This window comes from Pseudocalidococcus azoricus BACA0444 (genome assembly GCF_031729055.1).
Lineage (GTDB): Bacteria > Cyanobacteriota > Cyanobacteriia > Thermosynechococcales > Thermosynechococcaceae > Pseudocalidococcus > Pseudocalidococcus azoricus.
In genome coordinates this window covers 223,652-242,158 of the sequence record NZ_JAVMIP010000003.1, presented here as the reverse complement: position 1 = coordinate 242,158, position 18,507 = coordinate 223,652, and the positions used below count along the sequence as shown (strand labels likewise).

The following is an 18,507-nucleotide window of genomic DNA, read 5'->3' as shown; positions in this document are numbered from 1 at the left end:
TGGTGATTTTGGAGTTGATTTTAGCACTCACTGAAGCTGGCTTGGGTTGCTGGTACTACACTCATCCCCCCCAACATTGCATGGACTTGGCTAGTCGTTGTTTGTTGCGGCCTGGGGTCACAGTAGGATAAAGGAGTTGCTAATTTCAATTCAGGTACATGGCTGCTAACTCCGACCCTCGGGCTAATTTTTTGTTGGAAGTGGGGACAGAAGAACTCCCGGCCGCGTTTGTGAGTTCGGCAATTTCTCAATGGCAACAACGGATTTCCCCGGATTTGGCGGTCCAAGGGCTAACCCCAACCTCGATTCAAGTTTTTGGCACCCCCCGCCGTCTGGCATTGCTGATTACAGGCCTGGAGATTCACCCCCCGGATCAAATTGAAGAGATCAAAGGCCCTTCTGTTACTGCGGCCTACAAAGACGGAGAACCCACCAAAGCCTTACTGGGATTTCTTAAATCTAAAGGAGCCACCTTAGAGGAAATTACCGTTAAGCAAACGGAAAAAGGGGAATTTATCTATCTGACCCAAACTAAATCCGCTAAACCGACTGGGGAACTGCTCCAGGCCTGGGTGTTGGACTGGATTAGTAAACTTGAAGGCAAACGGCTGATGCGTTGGGGCGATGGGGATTTTCGCTTTTCCCGGCCGATTCGCTGGTTAGTTTCCCTGTGGCAAGAGCAAGTATTACCCATTTCAATTCCCAATGGTTCGGGGGTGATTAACAGCAGCAACAGCAGCTATGGGCATCGGGTACTCCATCCAGGCCCCGTCAACATCACCCAGACCAAGGACTATGCTTCAATTCTGCGGGCTGCGTTTGTCGAAGTTGAACCCCCAAAACGAGAAACGTTAATTACCGCACAAATCCAGGCCGTAGCTAAATCCGTGAAAGGTACAGCGGAAATTCCCAGTGATTTACTCGCCGAAGTGGTGCAATTAGTGGAATGGCCAACCGCAATCTTAGGCAACTTTGAATCAGAATTTTTACAACTGCCCCCGGACGTAATTACAACGGTTATGGTGACGCATCAACGGTATTTCCCAGTTTATGATCAAAAACAAAAACTCCTGCCCCATTTCATCACCATCAGTAACGGCGATCCTGCTGCTGCTGAGACAATTCGATTGGGCAATGAACGGGTGATCCGGGCGCGCTTGGCTGATGGTAAATTCTTCTATGATGCGGACTTGTCTCAACCGTTAGAAGCCTATTTACCCAAATTAGAAACAGTGACATTCCAAGATGAATTGGGTTCTATGGCTGTCAAAGTTGAGCGGATTAAAACCATTGCCCGTGAAATTGCCGTTAACCTTGGCCTGGATGACACAACTACCCAACACATTCAACGCACAGCCCACCTCTGCAAAGCCGATTTAGTTACCCAAATGGTGGGGGAATTTCCCGAACTACAGGGGCGGATGGGAGAAATTTATGCCCAGGCCGGGGGTGAGTCAGACTTAGTGGCGAAGGGGATTGTTGAGCATTATTTACCCCAAGGCGCGGGCGATGCCTTACCGACAACGATGACCGGACAAGTCGTAGCGATTGCAGACAAGTTGGATACCATCGTGAGTATCTTTGGCCTGGGACGGATTCCAACAGGTTCTTCGGATCCCTTTGCACTCAGACGGGCCGCCAATGGAATCATCAACATCATTTGGAATGCCAAATTATCGCTGAATTTAAGTCAACTGCTGAGTCAAACTATTACGAGCTTTACCCAGGCCTTCCCAAAAGCCACCCAAGCTAAAACCTTAACCACCCAACTCCAAGACTTTTTTGGGCAACGATTCCGCTCGCTCCTGCTTGATGAGCAACAGATTGATTACGATTTGGTCAATGCGGTTTTAGGAGAAGCGGATCCGAGTTTAATCCAACGGGGCCTGGGGGATGTGGTAGATGTCTTGGTGCGGGCTAAATTCTTACAAACCATTCGTCATGATGGCCGGATGACTCAAATTTATGAAACGGTGAACCGGGCGGCTCGTCTGGCTCGTCAAGGGGACTTGTCCACAGATTGTTTGGATGTTAAAGCCGTGATTAAAACCAACACCCTGAAACAACCCATTGAAAAAGAGTTTTACCAGGCCCTAACTCAGCAACTTCCCCACATTCAAACCGCCCAAGAAACCCGCAACTATGCCCTACTTTTAGCAGCCTTAACCGCCCTAGCCCCGACCGTGAGCCGTTTTTTTGATGGCCCCGAGAGCGTCTTAGTCATGGATGAGGATTTAGAAGTTAGGCAGAATCGTTTGAATCTTTTAGGGTTAGTTCGGAATGCCGCGGCTGGCCTGGGAGATTTTGGCGCAATTGTTAAACAGTAATTCTCATCGGAGTTTGTTGAAACAAGATGATTGATAACACCTTGACGTAACAATTTGATGCATATATAGTAATCCGTTTTCAAATATGAGAGAATAAGAATGTGTCTTGGATAACCCCATGGATGAACTCAATCAATTTATAGATACATGCCTAGATTCAAGAGAAATGAAGCGTGCCCTAGCGGTCAAGATGACATTGCAAGGATGTACTCATTCAGAAATCATGGCTCTACTCCAGGTTTCATCCGGATTCATTACTAAGTGGAAACAAGCATTTTTATTGTCCGGTGTCAATGCATTAAAACTGGGCTATAAAGGCAAGACCGGATATTTATCAGATTTTGAAAAACAACAGGTTATTCAATGGTTAAAACAACAGAATCATTGGAATCTTGAAGAATTAGAAGCATATATATTAGAAACATTTGATGTTGTTTATGCAGCCAAGTCAAGTTATTATAATTTATTGCATGAGGCGGGTCTATCTTGGCAGAAAGCCCAGGTCACTCATCCCCCAAAAGACCCCGAGAAAGTCGCCTTAAAAAAAGAGATTTGTGAGTATTTAGAAACGAATCGAGTTTCAATTGAATCAGGAAAAACCGTTGTCTACTGCGTGGATCAGTGCCATCCTGTTTCAGGGGATATTTGTGGATATGCTTGGAGTAAAGCGGATGAAAGAATACAGGTTCCCATCAAGAATATAAAAGATAGGCGAACCGATTATGGTGCAATAAACTATGTCACAGATCGCCTAATTGTCAAACCTTATTCGAGTGGAAATAGTCAGAATACTATTCAGTTTATCAAAGCGATAAGGACAACTTATCTGAATCAGAAAATTATGGTGATTTGGGATGGTGCAGCATATCATAACAGTGATGATTTCCGTAAATATTTACATCAAGTCAATGGAAATAAGCCAGAACAAGAATGGTCGATTTACTGCATCAAACTAGCCCCATACGCACCGGAACAAAATCCGATTGAAGCAGTGTGGCTGCAAGTTAAAAACTTCTTAAGGAAAGTGTGACACTTATTGAAGACGTTTAAAATTACAAAATATCTATTTGAACTGTTTTTAAGTCATTTTGTTCTCCATTCTTCTCATCTGACTATGTATGGTATTTTCTCATGAATAATTACTGTTTGCTATAGAGAGAACTGCCTTGGATCAAAAAACGCCTGTTGGAGTAGTTGGACGTTTCACTAGTACCGGACGCTATCTAATCATCACGGTTTATGAAGTTACTACGGTTTATGAAGTTACTGAACTTGAGGACTAATCCTATGTATGGATACAAATGCGAGTATTGTGAGGGCACTGTTCAACCTCGAATAGACAACTGCACGGGTATTCATGACTTGGCATCGACATCGTACATCACCATACCTCATCATCAAGGCAACATAACTTTATACTAATGTCTAAAGCAGACCTGAGAGTTAAGCATTTTTCAGGATTATTTATGACAACTCGTTCAGCTTTCAAAATTGGTGATGTGGCCAAGCAATCTGGTGTATCTGTGCCGACCTTGCGCTACTACGAAACCCTGGGTTTAATTACTCCGGCCGAGCGGGGTGACAATGGTTATCGGTACTACGCGCTAACGGTGATTTCCCAGGTTCTCTTTATTAAGAAAGCCCAGGCCTTGGGTTTAGCCTTAGATGAAATTCGCCAGATTTTGGATGTGCGGGATCGGGGAGAATTACCCTGTGAGATGGTACAGAATTTATTGGCTAAGAAAATTCACCAACTTAATACCCAGATTTCACAAATGCAAACCTTCAAGCAGGAACTGGAAGCGTATCAAACCCAGTGGCAAGGCCTCACGCCCCAACTCTCTGAAGCTGAAATTTGTCCCCTGATTGAAACCATTACCCCATGATTTGAATTAAGGCGTAAAGGTAAACCGGCCGTTGACTTTTTCACCCCGAATATCCGTGAGAACAACTATACGGTATTCACCCTCAGGCGCATCGGTCAAATAAGCGGTGTAATGTTTATCGGCATCACTGTATTCAAAGTCCAAGGTTTTCTGGCTGCCATCGGGGAGTTGCAACTGACCGATAACCTTTGCATCTGAAACCGGATCATGATCCAGGCCTTGTTGGACAAAAAAATCAATGTGTAAACCGGCCGGTTCTCTGGCAACAAGCAACTCCAAATGATATTTATCTGTTTCAACTACTTGTCCGCCTTGACTATGACCATCTGAGGGTTCAGCATTCGTGACTGAATTAGCAACTTCAGGACTAGGGCTAGACATTTCTGGAGACGGACTGGCTGGAGATGGTGATGAACGGGTTGTGTCCGAACTGCCACCACAGGCCCCGAGGCTCAAACCCAGGCCCATGACCGTGATTAAGGATAAAACTTTGACTTGCATGATGTTGTCCCTCACAAAAATTAAATCGAGTGCATATTGCGAAAATTAGGACACTTGACCAACGTTGACCGGCTGGCCTGGGGCGGGTGGGTTAAAGTCCTCGTTCTCAGGCTCCATCACCGTTTTGGGCAGGAAATAGCCACCAAACTGGGCATAGAGGGCCGGTAAAACTAGCAATGTTCACCCTTCATCTGGCAAGATATGAATCCGCACCATGCGGGCTTTATCCCCTTGTCCCAACTGAATTTCTAACAACTCTCCTGATAAGGTTTCCAGGCCGGTGAGTAATTGCCGGAGGTGAGGGGTACTACTGCCTGATTCAACATAAAGCTGCTCTGCTAAGTAACTGAGGCGTTTCCAGGTGGTATAGAGGCGAGCCATGGTCGTTTCTAGTTGGGCGGCCTGTTGGACGAGATCTGCGGCAGATTGGAGTTGGCCAAGGCGTTGGGCTTCCCCGAGGGCCTGGGTGAGATCCAGTTCGAGTTGACTAAGGGCCTGGATTTGGGGGGCCGATTCCAAGTAGCGGGATAAACTGCGGGCGGCGGCGGTGACTAGCTTAATGGTATCCACATCTGGAGTTTTGGCGACCTCGGCCTGGAGGCTAGTTTGCTGCTCAAGAGGCAGTTTTTCTAACTCTTTGACCAATGGGGCTAGATAGCGGGGGGACAGGCTCCGGTCAGCGGCTTTCTCTTTGATAATCGGTGGCAAAATATCGGATTGGAGGGTTGTCCACTCGTCATTGATTTGCTTGACTTCTCGATAGGTAATCCGCTCGCCCCGATTCGCTGCGGTCGTGACCATTTCTTGAACTTCGGGCGGGGCCTGGGCGGTTTCCACAAAAGCTCTCTTACTAAAGCGTTCCACAGCCGTTGCAGGCAAAGCCCCAGAACTCAGGAGCGTATCAGCACTATTGGCCAGTTCGATCAAACTATAGGCGCGAGTTTTACTAATTTCCTGTTCCTGTAACCAACGTAAAAATCCCTGGCCCCGACTGTCCCCCTGTTGTTTTTCCCGATCTCGAACCGTGCGTAAAATTCGTCCCCGCCAAATTTCGGTTTGGAGATCAAAGCGTTCGCACACTTGCCAGGCCAGGTCAACCTTAGATAAAAAATCCTGATCCGAAAGACCTAAATCCTCCGGATCCGGCAGCTCTACATCCAGTGCTAAACCAGGCAAGGCAATAAACGAGTCTTGTTCCACGCAGATCCCCTAGGCAGAGGTTTTAACTTGTTTAGCCAATTCCAAAAAGCTCTTCATGTTTGCCCCAGGCCGGCGGCGCGCAAATTGAACAAAGGGAATGGCTGGTGTTTCGGGGGCTGCCGTTAAGGGTTCAGGGCTGGTGGTGACGGTGGGGGCAGGTAAATTTAAGGGATTAGGAACTGGAGATTCAACTTTAGCGACTCGGGCCGGAGTTGACACAGGAGCTTCTGAGGCCGGAGTCTCAGCTACGGGAGCCGGAGCTTTAGGTACGGATTTTGCCTCATCCAGTTCTAAGTAATAGCCCGATTTTTTACCCAGGCCGAGTAAGCCGCCTAAAAAGCCAAAGAGGGCCGAAAAGAGTTTTTTCAAAATTGCCATCGTGTTTTCTCCCAAAAGTATCAAAAAAGGAATGCCACAATTCGCGGTCAAGTTTGTAGCCGAGTCTTCAGGTATTATCTGGGTTGCCGTGGCCTGGGATCAAGGAAGCGGCGAGATCAACAACCATTTCTCGACCCCCGCCGCCAAGATACTCCCTAAAAGTAGGCAAGCTCATCGCTCTCCTGTAATTCCACAGGTAGATGTTCCCAACCCAGGCCCCGCCGGATAATGATCGGAGGCTCAGCTTCACAGTCAATAATGGTCGAAACGGCCCGGCCTGGGGCAATTTCAGCATCAATCATCACATCCACCAAGCGGTCAAAGCGATCAAAGAGTTCGGCCCTATCCCGATAATGATCCTGATCCGCGGGCAAGGGGGCTGAGGTAGAAATAATTGGATTACCCAAGGCCGTCAGCAGAGCCTGGCAAATGGCGGAGTCGGGGACGCGAATTCCAGTGGTTTTACGCTTGGGGTTTTGGACGAGCTTGGGGACTAATTTGGTTGCTCCCAGGAGGAAGGTATAGGGACCAGGAATTAACCGCCGCATCAGTTTATAGGCTGGGTCACTGACATAGGCATAGCGAGAAATATCGGAGAGGGAAGGACATAAAAACGTCAGGGGCTTATCGTTGGCAAGTTGCTTCAGTTGGCGGACTCGCTGCACGGCTCCCTTGTGGTTTAAGTCACAGCCAATCGCATAGACCGTATCTGTGGGATAAAGGAGAACTGCCCCCCCCTGCAAGGATTGAACAAGTTGCTCCACAGTCCGGGCCTGGGGAGTCGTGGCATGGAGGGAAATCAGATTAGCCATCATTACCCCCTAACGTTGATCCTGAAACAACTCTGTCAAGGGCAAGGCGACATCATTCAAGGCGCAGGCCAACGACTCTCCTTGCACAATGAGTTCCCCAAGGCTGGTTTGAATCCGCAACTGCCCAGGCTGATAGACGAGAATTTGCCTGATTTGCTCCCAAGAGATCACTGGTTCCGCTGCTGCGTCTTGATGGCCGGCCTCCGATGCCAAACTCGCCGGGATATCTGGGGTTAACCAGTTAATTTTTTCATTGGGGGACAAAACCCAGGCGGCTCCAGTGGTGAGGGTAATGGTGATCAGGCCCTCAGGAAACCCAGCAAAATTAATCTCCACCAAGGGTAACCACTGTTCATCCCGCCACACCAAAATTGCTGAACAGCCCTGTCTATCCTCGGCTTGTTGCCCCATCCACCAGCTTTTCCAGAGCCGCCGTGCCTCTCCAAAGGTATGTTCATAGCCTGGTAAGCGTTCTCCGTGGCGATATTCCACCCAGGCCATGGGTTCTAAAACTTCTCGGGTAGGCAAAAATCCAAGTTCTCCCAGGAGTTGATCCACAGAGGTAGTCATGGATGTGTGGGAGTAGAGGGTCACGGTGGGCAATCCAGACACCAAGGTGCGTGTGGCAATTAATTCATCTGTTTGACTTACCAAATGGCAGGCATCTTTAGCCCCCGGGTCAATGTGGAGGTATTCGTTCCCCAACGCGGTCATCTCGGCTAGGGGGGCCTGGAGAAAATGGCAGATGATGGTTTCATTGTCGGGCGCATTGTGAGTCTCTACGACCGTGTTTTGGGCACTGAGTTCTTCTGCTAGTTCCCCTTGAGTATCGGGAGTATATCTGACCGAACCATCTGGGAGCACGGCCCCTTCTAACTGGGCTTCCGCTAAGTCTGACTCTCGGGCATCTGCCCCCAACAAATCCGCGCCGCTTAAATCTGCCCCGACCAAATTGGCATCTCGGAGGTGACTATCCCGCAGAACGGCCCCATTCAACACCGCCCCACTCAAGACCGCTTGTTCCAAATTAGCCCGTGAGAGATAGGCCCCGACTAAAATTGCCCCACTTAAGAGGGCCCCCCGCAGGTCAGCATCAACTAAATTGGCCCCACTCAAGTCGGCTCCAATCAGTTTGGCATTGCGGAGATTGGCCTTACTAAAGTTGACCTTGATTAAGTCGGCCCCGCTCCAATTCACCCCACTCAGATTGCAGTTAGCAAAATCACTATGATTCAGGCTGGCTAGAGGTAATTCCAGACCCTGTAAACTCATCCCGCGAAAATTCCGTTGGCCTTGGCTGTATTGAGAGAGGAGATCACCACTGTGAGATTGCTTCATAGATTCAGGATGCTCTAACCGAGGCTAAGTTTATTTTTAACCACAGCTATATTTTAAGCTACTACTGAACGACTCCAGAGAGATTTTAGGTGGCCACAACCCCTGTGATGGCATTTAAGGCCGCCAGATTTTCCCCCGGCCAGCCATGTCCATCCAAGGCCACCTGCTCAATCAAACTGGCTAGACGTAAGGCTTTTAAGGCCTGTTCTCCACCCACAGAAGGAGGATTGCCGCCGCGCACACAATGGACAAAATGCTCTAATTCGGCATGGAGGGGTTCAATATTGCTGGTATAAACTTTTTCGATCAGGCCATCTTGGCGATACAACACTTGCCCATGATCGGCGAGACAACTGGCGTGCATTTGGCGATGAATCAGGATCTCATTTTTTAAGAAATCCGCTTCCGTCAAGGATTTTTTACAGTGGGCAACAATCCGGCGAAGTTTCCGATGGGTGACTTTACTGGCCGTTAGTGTGGCGACAACCCCATTGGCAAATCCTAACGTAGCTGTCACATAATCCAAATACCCGGAATTGGCCGAACGACTCCCAGCGGCGGTTAACCGGGAAACCGGGGAATTGGTCAGTTCTAAGAGCAGGTCAATATCATGGATCATCAAATCCAAAACCACCGACACATCATTGGCCCGGTCTGAATAAGGACTCATCCGATGGGCTTCGAGGGCGAGAATTTCTTCGGTGGTTAAAACCTGGCTAAATTCTTGAAAAACCGGATTAAATCGCTCAATATGCCCAACTTGCAAAATACAAGTCTGTTCTGCGGCTGTATTCACCAAGGATTCGGCTTCGGCAATGCTGGCGGCAATGGGTTTTTCAACCAGAACATGCACCCCGGCCCGTAAGCAAGTAATGCCGACCTCATGGTGCTGGCGAGTGGGGACGGCAATACAAACCGCATCCACATGGGGCAAAAGGTCGTGATAATCCTCAAAAAAACGCACCCGATATTTACTGGCGGTATCAATACCCCGCTCTAAGTTCAAGTCCGAAATGCCCACCAGTTCCACATCTTTGAGCAGACTTAAGACTCGAGTGTGGTGTTGCCCCATGTTGCCAACCCCAATTACACCGACTCTGACCGGGGGAACGGGAGCGCGATGGCTCTGGGCCTGGGGAGAATTTGCAAAGTTGGGTTGAGTCACTCCAGATACCGTCCTCAATAATTAGGGATGTTCCCTTGCATGGCTGTTTAGGAATTGTCTGACGCAAATGAGTCAAAAATCGTTTCCGGCCAATAGGGGCATAACTCAGGTGAATGTTACCACAGCTCATGTGATTGTAAAGATTCTTATCTGTCACTTTTGCTAACTTTGGCCAATGTCCAAGATGAAATAAAGTTTTGTGAAGTCGCCTGTAACACATTATTAAGTCTGATTGATCCAATTAAGGAGTCTTATCAATACTCAAAATACCTTAGTTGTCATCTCCCTTGGGAGACTAGCTGACTCTAAAAAATAACTATATTAAATACCTGGAAAATATTATGCCTTGCTTTACCCTGGCCCCCCGTTACCGTTTGGATGATGAGTCTGTTTGGCTGGAAGGGGTAGATCCATCTCGCCATTATTGGCTTTGGGTGAATGGGGAGCAACAGTTATCGAGACCAATTCCAGGCCTGAATGTGGAATCTGGGGGCGAGTTAAAGCAGTTTATGGAGCATTTTTGGGACTTGGGGCCAGGGGAATCCTTAACGTGGTCGCGGGCGGTTACAGAACTGAAAATCCACTGTGTCACCACCAATTGCTATGGGGTTGTGGATGAAGTTGAAGGGGCATGGGTTTGGCATTTATTTGATCGGGAGAGTTTAGAAAGTTTATTAATGACGGCTAGCCCCCGGTGGCAATGTCGGCCGGAGGATGTGGCTCTGGGACGGCGGCGGCTGTGGCAGTCTTTGAACTTAACCCTAGCTGCCTAGGCTTCCAACGACTGATTGCATAAATATTCACGATAGGGACATCCTTTTTGTGACTAAGACTCCTAGGGAATATGAAATCTCGCCATAGGACTCCAATTTTGAGAAAAAGATTGCGGCGACGCGGGATGAGGAAATACCGCGTTTTGGCGATGGGAATAAGAGAGTAGCTCTGATTACTGTTTATACATTTTTATCAGTGAATGGAATTGAGCTTACAGCCTCAGAGGTTGATACAGTAGCTTCCTTTCAGGACTTACAATGAGCGTTTCTTGAAAGCCCCGTGTCTTTAGACCGGGGATGAAAAGGCTGACCACCTAGTCTTAAATCGCGGGAGGAATGTATGGAGAGGCTCGCACACTGGTTGGAAAAGAATCGTGAACGGACTCTCATAGAAGATGAGCAGTACGCTTCAAATCGTTCTAGGGATACCCCCAGGCCTGGTTCAGGGGCAAATTTTCTACTGTAGGATGACCCATTGAGGGCTAGCTTGTGATTCTAGTCACAGAAATGTTGTCAGAGGATCACGTTAAAAAAATGTTCATATCACGCCTACATCCTCTGGGTTTAGGGACACTGTAGGTATCCACCCAAGCTAGCTATTTACTGAAGTTGCCTCAGAATAGGAGTTCACTATGTTTCCCACTCGCTTTATTGCCCAGGCCAGTTTACTTGGAGTCATCGGCCTCTCCTCTCCCTTAATTGCCTTACCCCTCGTAACTCCAGTTGGGATGGCTCAGACAGCATCAGATGGCTATAATGCGGCGATGCAAAAGGGCTATGGCTTAACGGCTCGCAGGGATTATCAGTCTGCCCTGGTCAATTTCAAGAAGGCCCTGAGTCTGCGTCCAGGCGATCGCTATGCCACTGTGGCGATTAGTAATGTTCAGGCCTATATTGCCCGAGATCGAGTGGCAAGCCGGCCCGTTGCTAATCGTCTAGCCTATATCCCTAGTCATTTAGGAATGCCTGGTAATACAGTAGCGGGGGCGACCCGGGGGACAACCTGCACACCTGGATCAGTCAAATTAACCGCTTTGGCTCCCAATAATGGCTTGGCCCTGACAGCTTCCAAGAATCCAGACCTGTTTTTCTATGTTCCTGCTTCTTCTGCTAAAGCCATTGAACTGATTGTGTCCGATGAGCAGGGTAATCTGATCGAGCAACGTACCTACGGCATTAATCCAACGGCTGGTATTGTTAAGGTTAAGCTCAACGGAGGGGCCAATGGCCTGGAAGTGGGTAAGAAATATAAATGGAACTTTTCCTTAGTGTGCAGTAGTGACCCCAGTGGTTTTCCCTATGTGGAGGGCTGGGTAGAGCGGGTGGATTTAGATCCAAATATGCTCCAGGCTATCAACAGTACCCCAGTGGCGGAACGGCTGCCCCTCTATGCTGCCAATCAAATTTGGAACGATACCTTAACGGCTTTGGTTCAACTGCAACAGAGCAGCCCTAGTAACTCTAGTTATCAAGACCAATGGCAAACTTATCTCCAAGAAGCGGGGGTGGATCCGGGTATTGCAACAATGCCTATATTGGACTGCTGCCAGGCCCAGTAACTCAGTTAATGCCCCAAGCGCAGCGAAATCTCAGGGAATTTTAACTCTATCCGTTCAATTTGGAAGGGAGAGATTAAGATTAAGGCTATAAATTGATGGCCATTTTTTATAGCTTCCCCATGAGTAATGCTCCCCTTTGGCGACATGTTCTCCAGTCCCAACTTCCCGCCGTTTTGATTGCCTTTGGAGCTACTCTGGGCGTTATGGGTCTGAAGATGCTGACCTTGCTGGAGTCATTTGAGTTGCGGGCTTATGACCAGATGATGCGCTCCGAGCCCGAGCGAGTGGTAGATTCGCCAATTCTGTTGGTCACGATTACGGAAGCAGATATTCAGTCCCAAAAAATATGGCCGTTACCGGATTGGCTTTTAATCCAAGCCCTGGAAAAACTTCAAGCCGGAAATCCAAAGGTGATTGGCCTCGATCTATTTCGGGATTTACCGATTCCTGACCCCTTTAATCCTGAGGTAGAAAACACGGTTCAGAATAACCTGAGTCAATATCTGATTGCTCATCCTGATGTCCTTGCCCTGTGTAAAGTGGGTCGTCAGGATAATCCTGGGGTGGCATCGCCAGCGGGTTTAGAGTCGGATCAGGTGGGATTTGCCGATTTACCCCTGGATCCTGATGGGGTGGTGCGGCGGGGGATTTTAGTGCGGACACCGACACCTGAGGCTCTCTGTACTACGGCGACCTCTTTAGGGTTTCTCCTCGCACAACGGTATCTATCAAAACCGGCTGAGTTTGATGCCAATGAGCAGTTAAAAATTGGTGATCAGGTGTTTGAGCGGATTATGCCGAATACGGGGGGGTATCAAGGGATAGATGCGCGGGGCTACCAGATTCTAATTGACTTTCAAAAGGATGAAAGCTTGGGGCAACAGGTGTCCTTGACGCAGGTCTTAAAGGGGGAAGTGCCACCGGCCCAAATTCGCAATCGGGTCGTGCTGTTGGGGGTAACGGCGGACAGTAGCAACGATAAATTTATTACACCCTTAAACAATCTGAGAGAGGGAGAAGAACGCACCCCAGGCCTGGTGATCCATGCCCAAATTGTCCAACAAATTATTGGGGCAGTAAATCGTACTCAACCCTTAATCTGGGCCTGGGATGGGGTGGGGGAATGGGTTTGGGGCTATGGCTGGTCTTTGCTCTCGGGGGTGCTTTGGTTGAATCTCTCCCGGCGATATTCTTGGCTGTGGGCGAGCCTGGGGGTGGGGATTGGTGTCGGAGCCTTGGTGGGGGTCAGTTATGGTGTGTTTGTGGTGGCAGCAGGATGGTTACCGTTGATTCCAGCAGGCCTGGGGATGGTGACAACCTCATTAGCGATGGTGATCTATGGAGCCACTCGTCTAGAGAAAGGACAATCACCTTCAGCAACCCTCACCCCAGCGGTACTCACCCCCGATCCAGTCTCCTTGCCCCCAAGTCAGCCCCAAACATTCCTCACAACGGCTCTGGATTTGACAGCGCTCTCACCGGCGGCATCTGCCAATCTGCCAGGCCGGGGGCAAGAATCAACAGCCATCTTTAATCAGGATCCAGCCCCTCTGCAACAACGCTATCCCCAAAATCCTGCCCGCTCATCTCCCAAGCCAACTGATCCCGCTGATACCCTGATTGAGCTTACAGATATTCCTGATGAAACCAGTCAAGATGCGACTGATCCTGAAAAAACCTTTGCCGTAGATGGGCCGTCAATAACCCGTTTTGCTAAGGCTGTGCCAAATCCCCGGCCTGGGCAATGTTCGGAAGCAACCTTTGTTCTCGATAGTGAGCCAGGCTCAACGGGTGATGGTTCATTACCGTCCCCACCAGACTCGGCCGCACCACCAGCGGTACTTAACCCCAACCACGCCGCAAATCTGCCATCGATACCAACGTCCCCTCAAGTCTTCCCCGGAGAGGCAACGGTTGTTGATGCTGATTTTGATGCCGCCCCGGAAACAGAGGCTCCGATTACCGATATTTCAGCATTGAACCCCCATAACCTAGGTCTGAAATCAACGGACCATGATCCGACTACGAGTTCTATTCCCACCTCTAGTCCTGGCAAAGATATTGATGCCCATAGCTATTCAGCGGAACTGATTCCAGGCCTGCTGGCGGGACGGTATCAAATCATTACCCAGTTAGGACGGGGTGGTTTTGGGCGCACCTATTTGGCCGAGGATACGCAAATGCCTCTTAAGCCGGTGTGTGTTGTGAAACAGCTATTGCCCTCACGCTCCGATGCCAAATTTATGCAGGTGGCGCGACGGTTATTTCAACGGGAGGCAGCAACGTTAGCTCAGGTTGGCCAGCACGATCGTATTCCCAGACTTCTAGCCTACTTTGAGGAGAGTCAAGCCTTTTTCTTAGTTCAAGAGTATGTTAAGGGTCGCTCTCTTCAGGATGAGTTGCAACAACAGCGGATTTTTAGCCCAGGATATGTTAGGAAACTTTTAGAGGAAATTTTAACCATCCTCGTCTATGTCCACAGCTTAAACGTAATTCATCGCGATATTAAACCTGGAAATATTCTCCGCCGGGATTCAGATCAGCAGCTTGTCCTAATTGATTTTGGAGCGGTCCGCCATATTCAACCGGAAGATATGGCCGCCATAGATCAGAAATTTACGATTGCGATTGGCACCCGTGGCTATGCCCCCAGCGAACAAATGGCCGGATACCCGACCTTCGCCAGTGATATTTATGCCTTGGGAGCCGTGGCCATTCAAGCCCTCAGTGGAGTTAGTCCCAGTAATATTCAGCATGATCGAAATTCTGGTGAGTTAATTTGGGCCAGTGCTACGCCAATTTCTGACCAATTTGAGCATATTCTCAATCGGATGGTGCGCTACAACTTCCGGCAACGATACCAATCAGCCCAAGCCGTTTTAGATGATTTAGCTAAGACCTCAGTTCATTAGAAAAGCTCTCGTAATTGTCCTGTGACTCATTGGGATGGGGCAGAAGCAAATTAGAGACAGTAAAAATTCCTTGGGAAATAAATATGGCCTTACTTATTTTATTTAGGGCTAGAGAGACAAGTCGGAAAATACTTTATGGGCTGTTTTTTTAAGATTTTTACGCTCTCAGAACAGTCTGCGTACCGCCATAACTGAATTGGATGCCTTATTTTTTGCAGATTTGTTTTAAAATAAGATTTTTAGACTTATGTTAAGTCTTAGTTTAAGTCTAATTTTTTAGTATTTTAATCAAGTCAGTAAATGTTTTGGAGGAGGTTTTAGAGCGTAATCCCGTTGAAATTTGGATAGGGGCATTTCAAAAAGCAATTGATGCAGGGGTTTAATGGGGCAGAGCAATCTGCTTAAGACCACTGGGATAGGGGAAATCATTGAGGAATAATTAGGACGGGGAATAGCCCTGCATCTGTGAAATTTGAAAAATAACCCTGCAAAGATTAAATTCTAAAGCCTGAGTCATTTAGACAGGACAAGAAACCAAGAAGGCTCGGGATTAGGCTTAGGGATATGTTTGTGCGCCAGGCCAGAATTGGGGGCAAGGAATTTGAACTTCTGCGGCTCACGCAATAGAGCAAGTATCTACAAGCTATATTTTTAAATATTCACAGGACTTTTGCGTATTTAATGGACTAGAATTGGACTAAGTAAATTGGCCTGAAAAAGCGCACAAAAAAATGACCCTGCAATTCCCCATCGTTTTTTTGGGGCAGGGCCAAGGACGCAGTTAGGAGGTATCTTGAACAATTACGTTATAGGTATTTCTGCTGAACAGAGCGTCTCTTTATTAAGTCTTTAGATTTTTAAGATTAATTTAAGAGAATGTTACTAAGAATTAACCCTCCTACTCCTTTTTTGAAGGGTTTGCCCCAGACCGGCCTGGGCTAGCTAAACATTTTGGCCAGAGTCTTAGGGTTGGCAATGGGATCAAGGCCAGTTACAAAGGGGCTGATAGGTTGGGTTCCTCGAATTTTTGTTGGCAAAAACCATCTACAGAACGCTTAGAATCAGGGAATATAACTCGACCCAAGAACTGCGATGCGCCCTAAGGATTATGCCTTACCAGTTATTGTTGTCTTCCTCGTTTATATTGCCTATGGTTCAGCCATTCCCGGCCCTCTGGGGAGCTTTAGCCAAACCTTACGGAGCGGAGCCAATCATTTTTTTAGCTCCATTTTTTCTAGCTTTGCCACCTATAACCCCTATAATCGCTCTGAAAAGGCAGTTCAAGAACTCCAAAAAAATAAATAGGATTACCGCTCCGGGAACTACAGAAATTCTCAACAAAATAGAATCTGGTTAGATTAAATGTCTAAAAATCTTCTCTTTGCTGTCATTGCCCTCACCGTGATTGGGATTGCCATTTTATCGGTTCAAAATGCCAGTCCAGCCGTGGTTAGTTTCCTATTTTGGCAGTCTATTTCTCTTCCCCTTGGAGTGATCCTCGCTCTCACCTTCGCCATTGGCCTGTTGATGCCCATGTTCTGGCTCTAAGCCCCTAGGACACCAGATTTTCTCCCCCTGCAATCACCTCAGCTTTTTCAATCATGTCCCCAGGCCGGAGTTTACCCAGAACCTCTTGCCCATCCACGGTATAGCCAAACACCGCATAGCGGCCATCCAGTAAATTCAAACCCGCTGGGGTTAGCTCAGGCTCAAAGAGCAGAAAGAAAAACTGCGAGGAGCCACCGTTAGCATCCTCATTGGGTCGGGCTAAGGCGAGGGTTCCATAGGCTGAAAAGGGTAGGACTGGATGCTCTAAATAACGGCCTGCGTCTTCCAAGGTGATCCCGTAGAGGGGAGTATCATCGCCATCAGTGAGAATTTCTAGGGGAATGGCCCGATATGTTTTCGTTTTGGGGTCAATGAAGCCATCTTCGGGGCCGGGGGGATCGCCAGCTTGTAAAACATAGGATTCTTCGGCCCGCGTAAAGGGCAACTGATTATAAAATCCTCGCTGGACTAAATCGACAAAATTACCCGCCGTGACTGGGGCACTATAGCCATCTACAACTACGGTGATTTCCCCTTTACTAGTGGTTAGTTTGACCGTGGCTCGACCTAATAATTGGGGTAAATGGCCATACTCAGCCGGAACTTGAAAAGGAAACCCTGTCACCATCAAATCTTCCAGCCCCCCAACCTGATCCAAGGCCTGGGCTTTCAGGGGCAGCAGTTGTTGGCGATCCTTGGCCTCTGCGGCGGTTTGTAACGCGTCTAGGGTCTGGTGCAGTTGCTCAAGATAGGTCTGGGCCTGGGGTTGGCGATCTGGAGAAATACTGGCCAAGAGCTTGTCGGCTTTGGTTTCTAAGAGTCGCTGGGCTTTTTTAATATCACCACCGATCCCACTCCAGCGTTTAGCCCGCAGTTGATTGGAAATATCCTCCAGATTGCCTTGGAGTTCGCGGACGGTGGGGTTATCAATGGGCAGGGCATTTCGCAAGATCGCTTTGCCATCCGTGACTGCATTCCCTTGGGGCAAGGCCGCCATTAAGGGAGAATAGTCCCAACCACTGGCCCAGGCCCCGTTGCTCATGCCCCCCAAACCCAGACCCCAGAGGAACACCCCACAAATAACCACAGCCCAAAAGCGGGAGAAGAATCGGTGCCAGGCCTGGAAGTTCATCGTGCTATGCCAAACTGCTTCATCTTTAATTTTCGCCTGAGAGGGGCCAACTTGATGGGAGAGTTAGCCCGGCCTGGTATGGTGAGAAAGGAAATATCACAATTACTGGCTATGTTGACTCAGGATATTGCCTCCCCTGTCAGTGCAGGAAACCTCCCCGATCCGGCTCCCCTCACCATTGCCGGCCGCAGCTTCCAATCGCGGTTGATGACAGGAACTGGGAAATATCGCTCCATGGCTGAAATGCAGGCCAGTCTGGCCGCCAGTGGTTGTGAAATTGTCACCGTTGCCGTCCGCCGCGTCCAAACCAATGCCCCTGGCCATGTGGGGTTAGCCGAAGCCATTGACTGGTCAAAAATCTGGATGTTACCCAATACCGCTGGATGTCAAACCGCAGAAGAGGCGATTCGGGTAGCGCGGTTAGGGCGCGAAATGGCCAAACTATTGGGACAAGAAGAAAATAACTTTGTCAAATTAGAAGTCATTCCGGATCCTAAATATCTCTTGCCCGATCCGATTGGGACGTTAGAGGCAGCCACCCAACTGGTCAAAGAAGGCTTTGCGGTTCTCCCCTATATCAATGCGGATCCCCTCTTGGCCAAACGCCTAGAAGAAGTGGGTTGTGCCACCGTCATGCCCTTGGCTTCTCCAATTGGCTCCGGACAAGGCCTGAAAAATGCCGCCAATATCCAAATCATTGTCGATCTGGTCAATGTCCCGGTGGTGGTGGATGCGGGGATTGGTTCTCCTTCCGAAGCCGCCCAGGCCATGGAATTAGGCGCAGATGCCTTACTGATTAATACGGCCATTGCCCAAGCTGAACATTCCCCCCAAATGGCCCGTGCCATGGCCCTCGCCACTGAAGCTGGACGATTAGCCTATCAAGCTGGCCGAATTCCCATTAAAGCCTATGCCAGTGCCAGTTCACCCCCTACTGGAACCATTGCTCACCCGGCCCAGATTTAGGGGTTGGCGG

The 18,507-nt window shown here is 48.6% G+C and carries 16 protein-coding genes and 1 pseudogene; 9 read left to right on the top strand and 8 right to left on the bottom strand.

Features of this window, described 5'->3' with window-relative positions:
- The first annotated feature begins 158 nt into the window (after positions 1–158).
- The 3 genes and pseudogenes from glyS to RIF25_RS05930 all read left to right on the top strand — a co-directional run bounded on the left by glyS (position 159) and on the right by RIF25_RS05930 (position 4,213).
- On the top strand, positions 159–2,327 hold the full coding sequence (gene glyS, locus RIF25_RS05940) for a glycine--tRNA ligase subunit beta (protein ID WP_322877626.1): 2,169 nt from the start codon (positions 159–161) through the stop codon (positions 2,325–2,327).
- A gap of 118 nt (positions 2,328–2,445) precedes the next feature.
- A pseudogene (locus RIF25_RS05935) lies at positions 2,446–3,462 on the top strand (IS630 family transposase).
- Between the two features lie 331 nt (positions 3,463–3,793).
- Entirely contained in the window at positions 3,794–4,213 is a 420-nt protein-coding gene (locus tag RIF25_RS05930; protein WP_322877624.1) for a heavy metal-responsive transcriptional regulator, read from the top strand.
- A gap of 6 nt (positions 4,214–4,219) precedes the next feature.
- On the opposite strand, the gene RIF25_RS05925 is transcribed toward RIF25_RS05930, so the two are convergent.
- The 7 genes from RIF25_RS05925 to RIF25_RS05895 form a co-directional block, all read right to left on the bottom strand.
- Positions 4,220–4,714 carry a hypothetical protein gene (locus RIF25_RS05925; protein WP_322877623.1) on the bottom strand — a complete coding sequence of 165 codons (495 nt, stop codon included), beginning with the start codon at positions 4,712–4,714 and terminating at the stop codon, positions 4,220–4,222.
- A gap of 45 nt (positions 4,715–4,759) precedes the next feature.
- Positions 4,760–4,891, bottom strand: a complete 132-nt coding sequence (locus tag RIF25_RS05920; RefSeq protein ID WP_322877622.1) for a hypothetical protein — start codon at positions 4,889–4,891, stop codon at positions 4,760–4,762.
- A gap of 3 nt (positions 4,892–4,894) precedes the next feature.
- The gene (locus tag RIF25_RS05915) at positions 4,895–5,914 is read right to left on the bottom strand and encodes a hypothetical protein (protein ID WP_322877621.1); all 1,020 of its coding nucleotides are present in this window, start codon (positions 5,912–5,914) and stop codon (positions 4,895–4,897) included.
- A 9-nt stretch (positions 5,915–5,923) separates the two neighbouring features.
- Positions 5,924–6,292, bottom strand: a complete 369-nt coding sequence (locus tag RIF25_RS05910; protein WP_322877620.1) for a hypothetical protein — start codon at positions 6,290–6,292, stop codon at positions 5,924–5,926.
- Positions 6,293–6,447: 155 nt separating this feature from the next.
- A complete protein-coding gene (locus RIF25_RS05905) occupies positions 6,448–7,104 on the bottom strand; it encodes an L-threonylcarbamoyladenylate synthase (RefSeq protein ID WP_322877619.1) in 657 nt (218 codons plus the stop codon).
- Between the two features lie 9 nt (positions 7,105–7,113).
- Positions 7,114–8,442 (bottom strand): pentapeptide repeat-containing protein, encoded by a 1,329-nt coding sequence (locus RIF25_RS05900; RefSeq protein ID WP_322877618.1) that lies wholly within the window; start codon positions 8,440–8,442, stop codon positions 7,114–7,116.
- An 85-nt stretch (positions 8,443–8,527) separates the two neighbouring features.
- Entirely contained in the window at positions 8,528–9,607 is a 1,080-nt protein-coding gene (locus RIF25_RS05895) for a Gfo/Idh/MocA family oxidoreductase (protein ID WP_322877617.1), read from the bottom strand.
- 341 nt (positions 9,608–9,948) lie between these two features.
- On the opposite strand from RIF25_RS05895, the gene RIF25_RS05890 reads away from it, so the two are divergent.
- From RIF25_RS05890 to RIF25_RS05870, 5 genes are all read left to right on the top strand, one after another.
- A complete protein-coding gene (locus tag RIF25_RS05890; RefSeq protein ID WP_322877616.1) occupies positions 9,949–10,380 on the top strand; it encodes a hypothetical protein in 432 nt (143 codons plus the stop codon).
- Positions 10,381–11,012: 632 nt separating this feature from the next.
- Positions 11,013–11,939 (top strand): DUF928 domain-containing protein, encoded by a 927-nt coding sequence (locus RIF25_RS05885; RefSeq protein ID WP_322877615.1) that lies wholly within the window; start codon positions 11,013–11,015, stop codon positions 11,937–11,939.
- Between the two features lie 95 nt (positions 11,940–12,034).
- Positions 12,035–14,851, top strand: a complete 2,817-nt coding sequence (locus tag RIF25_RS05880; RefSeq protein ID WP_322877614.1) for a CHASE2 domain-containing protein — start codon at positions 12,035–12,037, stop codon at positions 14,849–14,851.
- A gap of 1,092 nt (positions 14,852–15,943) precedes the next feature.
- Positions 15,944–16,156, top strand: a complete 213-nt coding sequence (locus RIF25_RS05875; protein WP_322877613.1) for a hypothetical protein — start codon at positions 15,944–15,946, stop codon at positions 16,154–16,156.
- Between the two features lie 57 nt (positions 16,157–16,213).
- Complete coding sequence (locus RIF25_RS05870; protein ID WP_322877612.1) at positions 16,214–16,399, top strand: LapA family protein; 186 nt, start codon at positions 16,214–16,216, stop codon at positions 16,397–16,399.
- 4 nt (positions 16,400–16,403) lie between these two features.
- Here RIF25_RS05870 and RIF25_RS05865 read toward each other — a convergent pair whose 3' ends face one another.
- The gene (locus RIF25_RS05865; RefSeq protein WP_322877611.1) at positions 16,404–17,531 is read right to left on the bottom strand and encodes a peptidylprolyl isomerase; all 1,128 of its coding nucleotides are present in this window, start codon (positions 17,529–17,531) and stop codon (positions 16,404–16,406) included.
- Between the two features lie 111 nt (positions 17,532–17,642).
- Here RIF25_RS05865 and RIF25_RS05860 point away from each other — a divergent pair, with 111 nt between their 5' ends.
- Positions 17,643–18,497: a thiazole synthase gene (locus RIF25_RS05860; RefSeq protein WP_407682342.1), complete on the top strand. Its 855-nt coding sequence runs from the start codon at positions 17,643–17,645 to the stop codon at positions 18,495–18,497.
- The last annotated feature ends 10 nt before the right edge of the window (positions 18,498–18,507 follow it).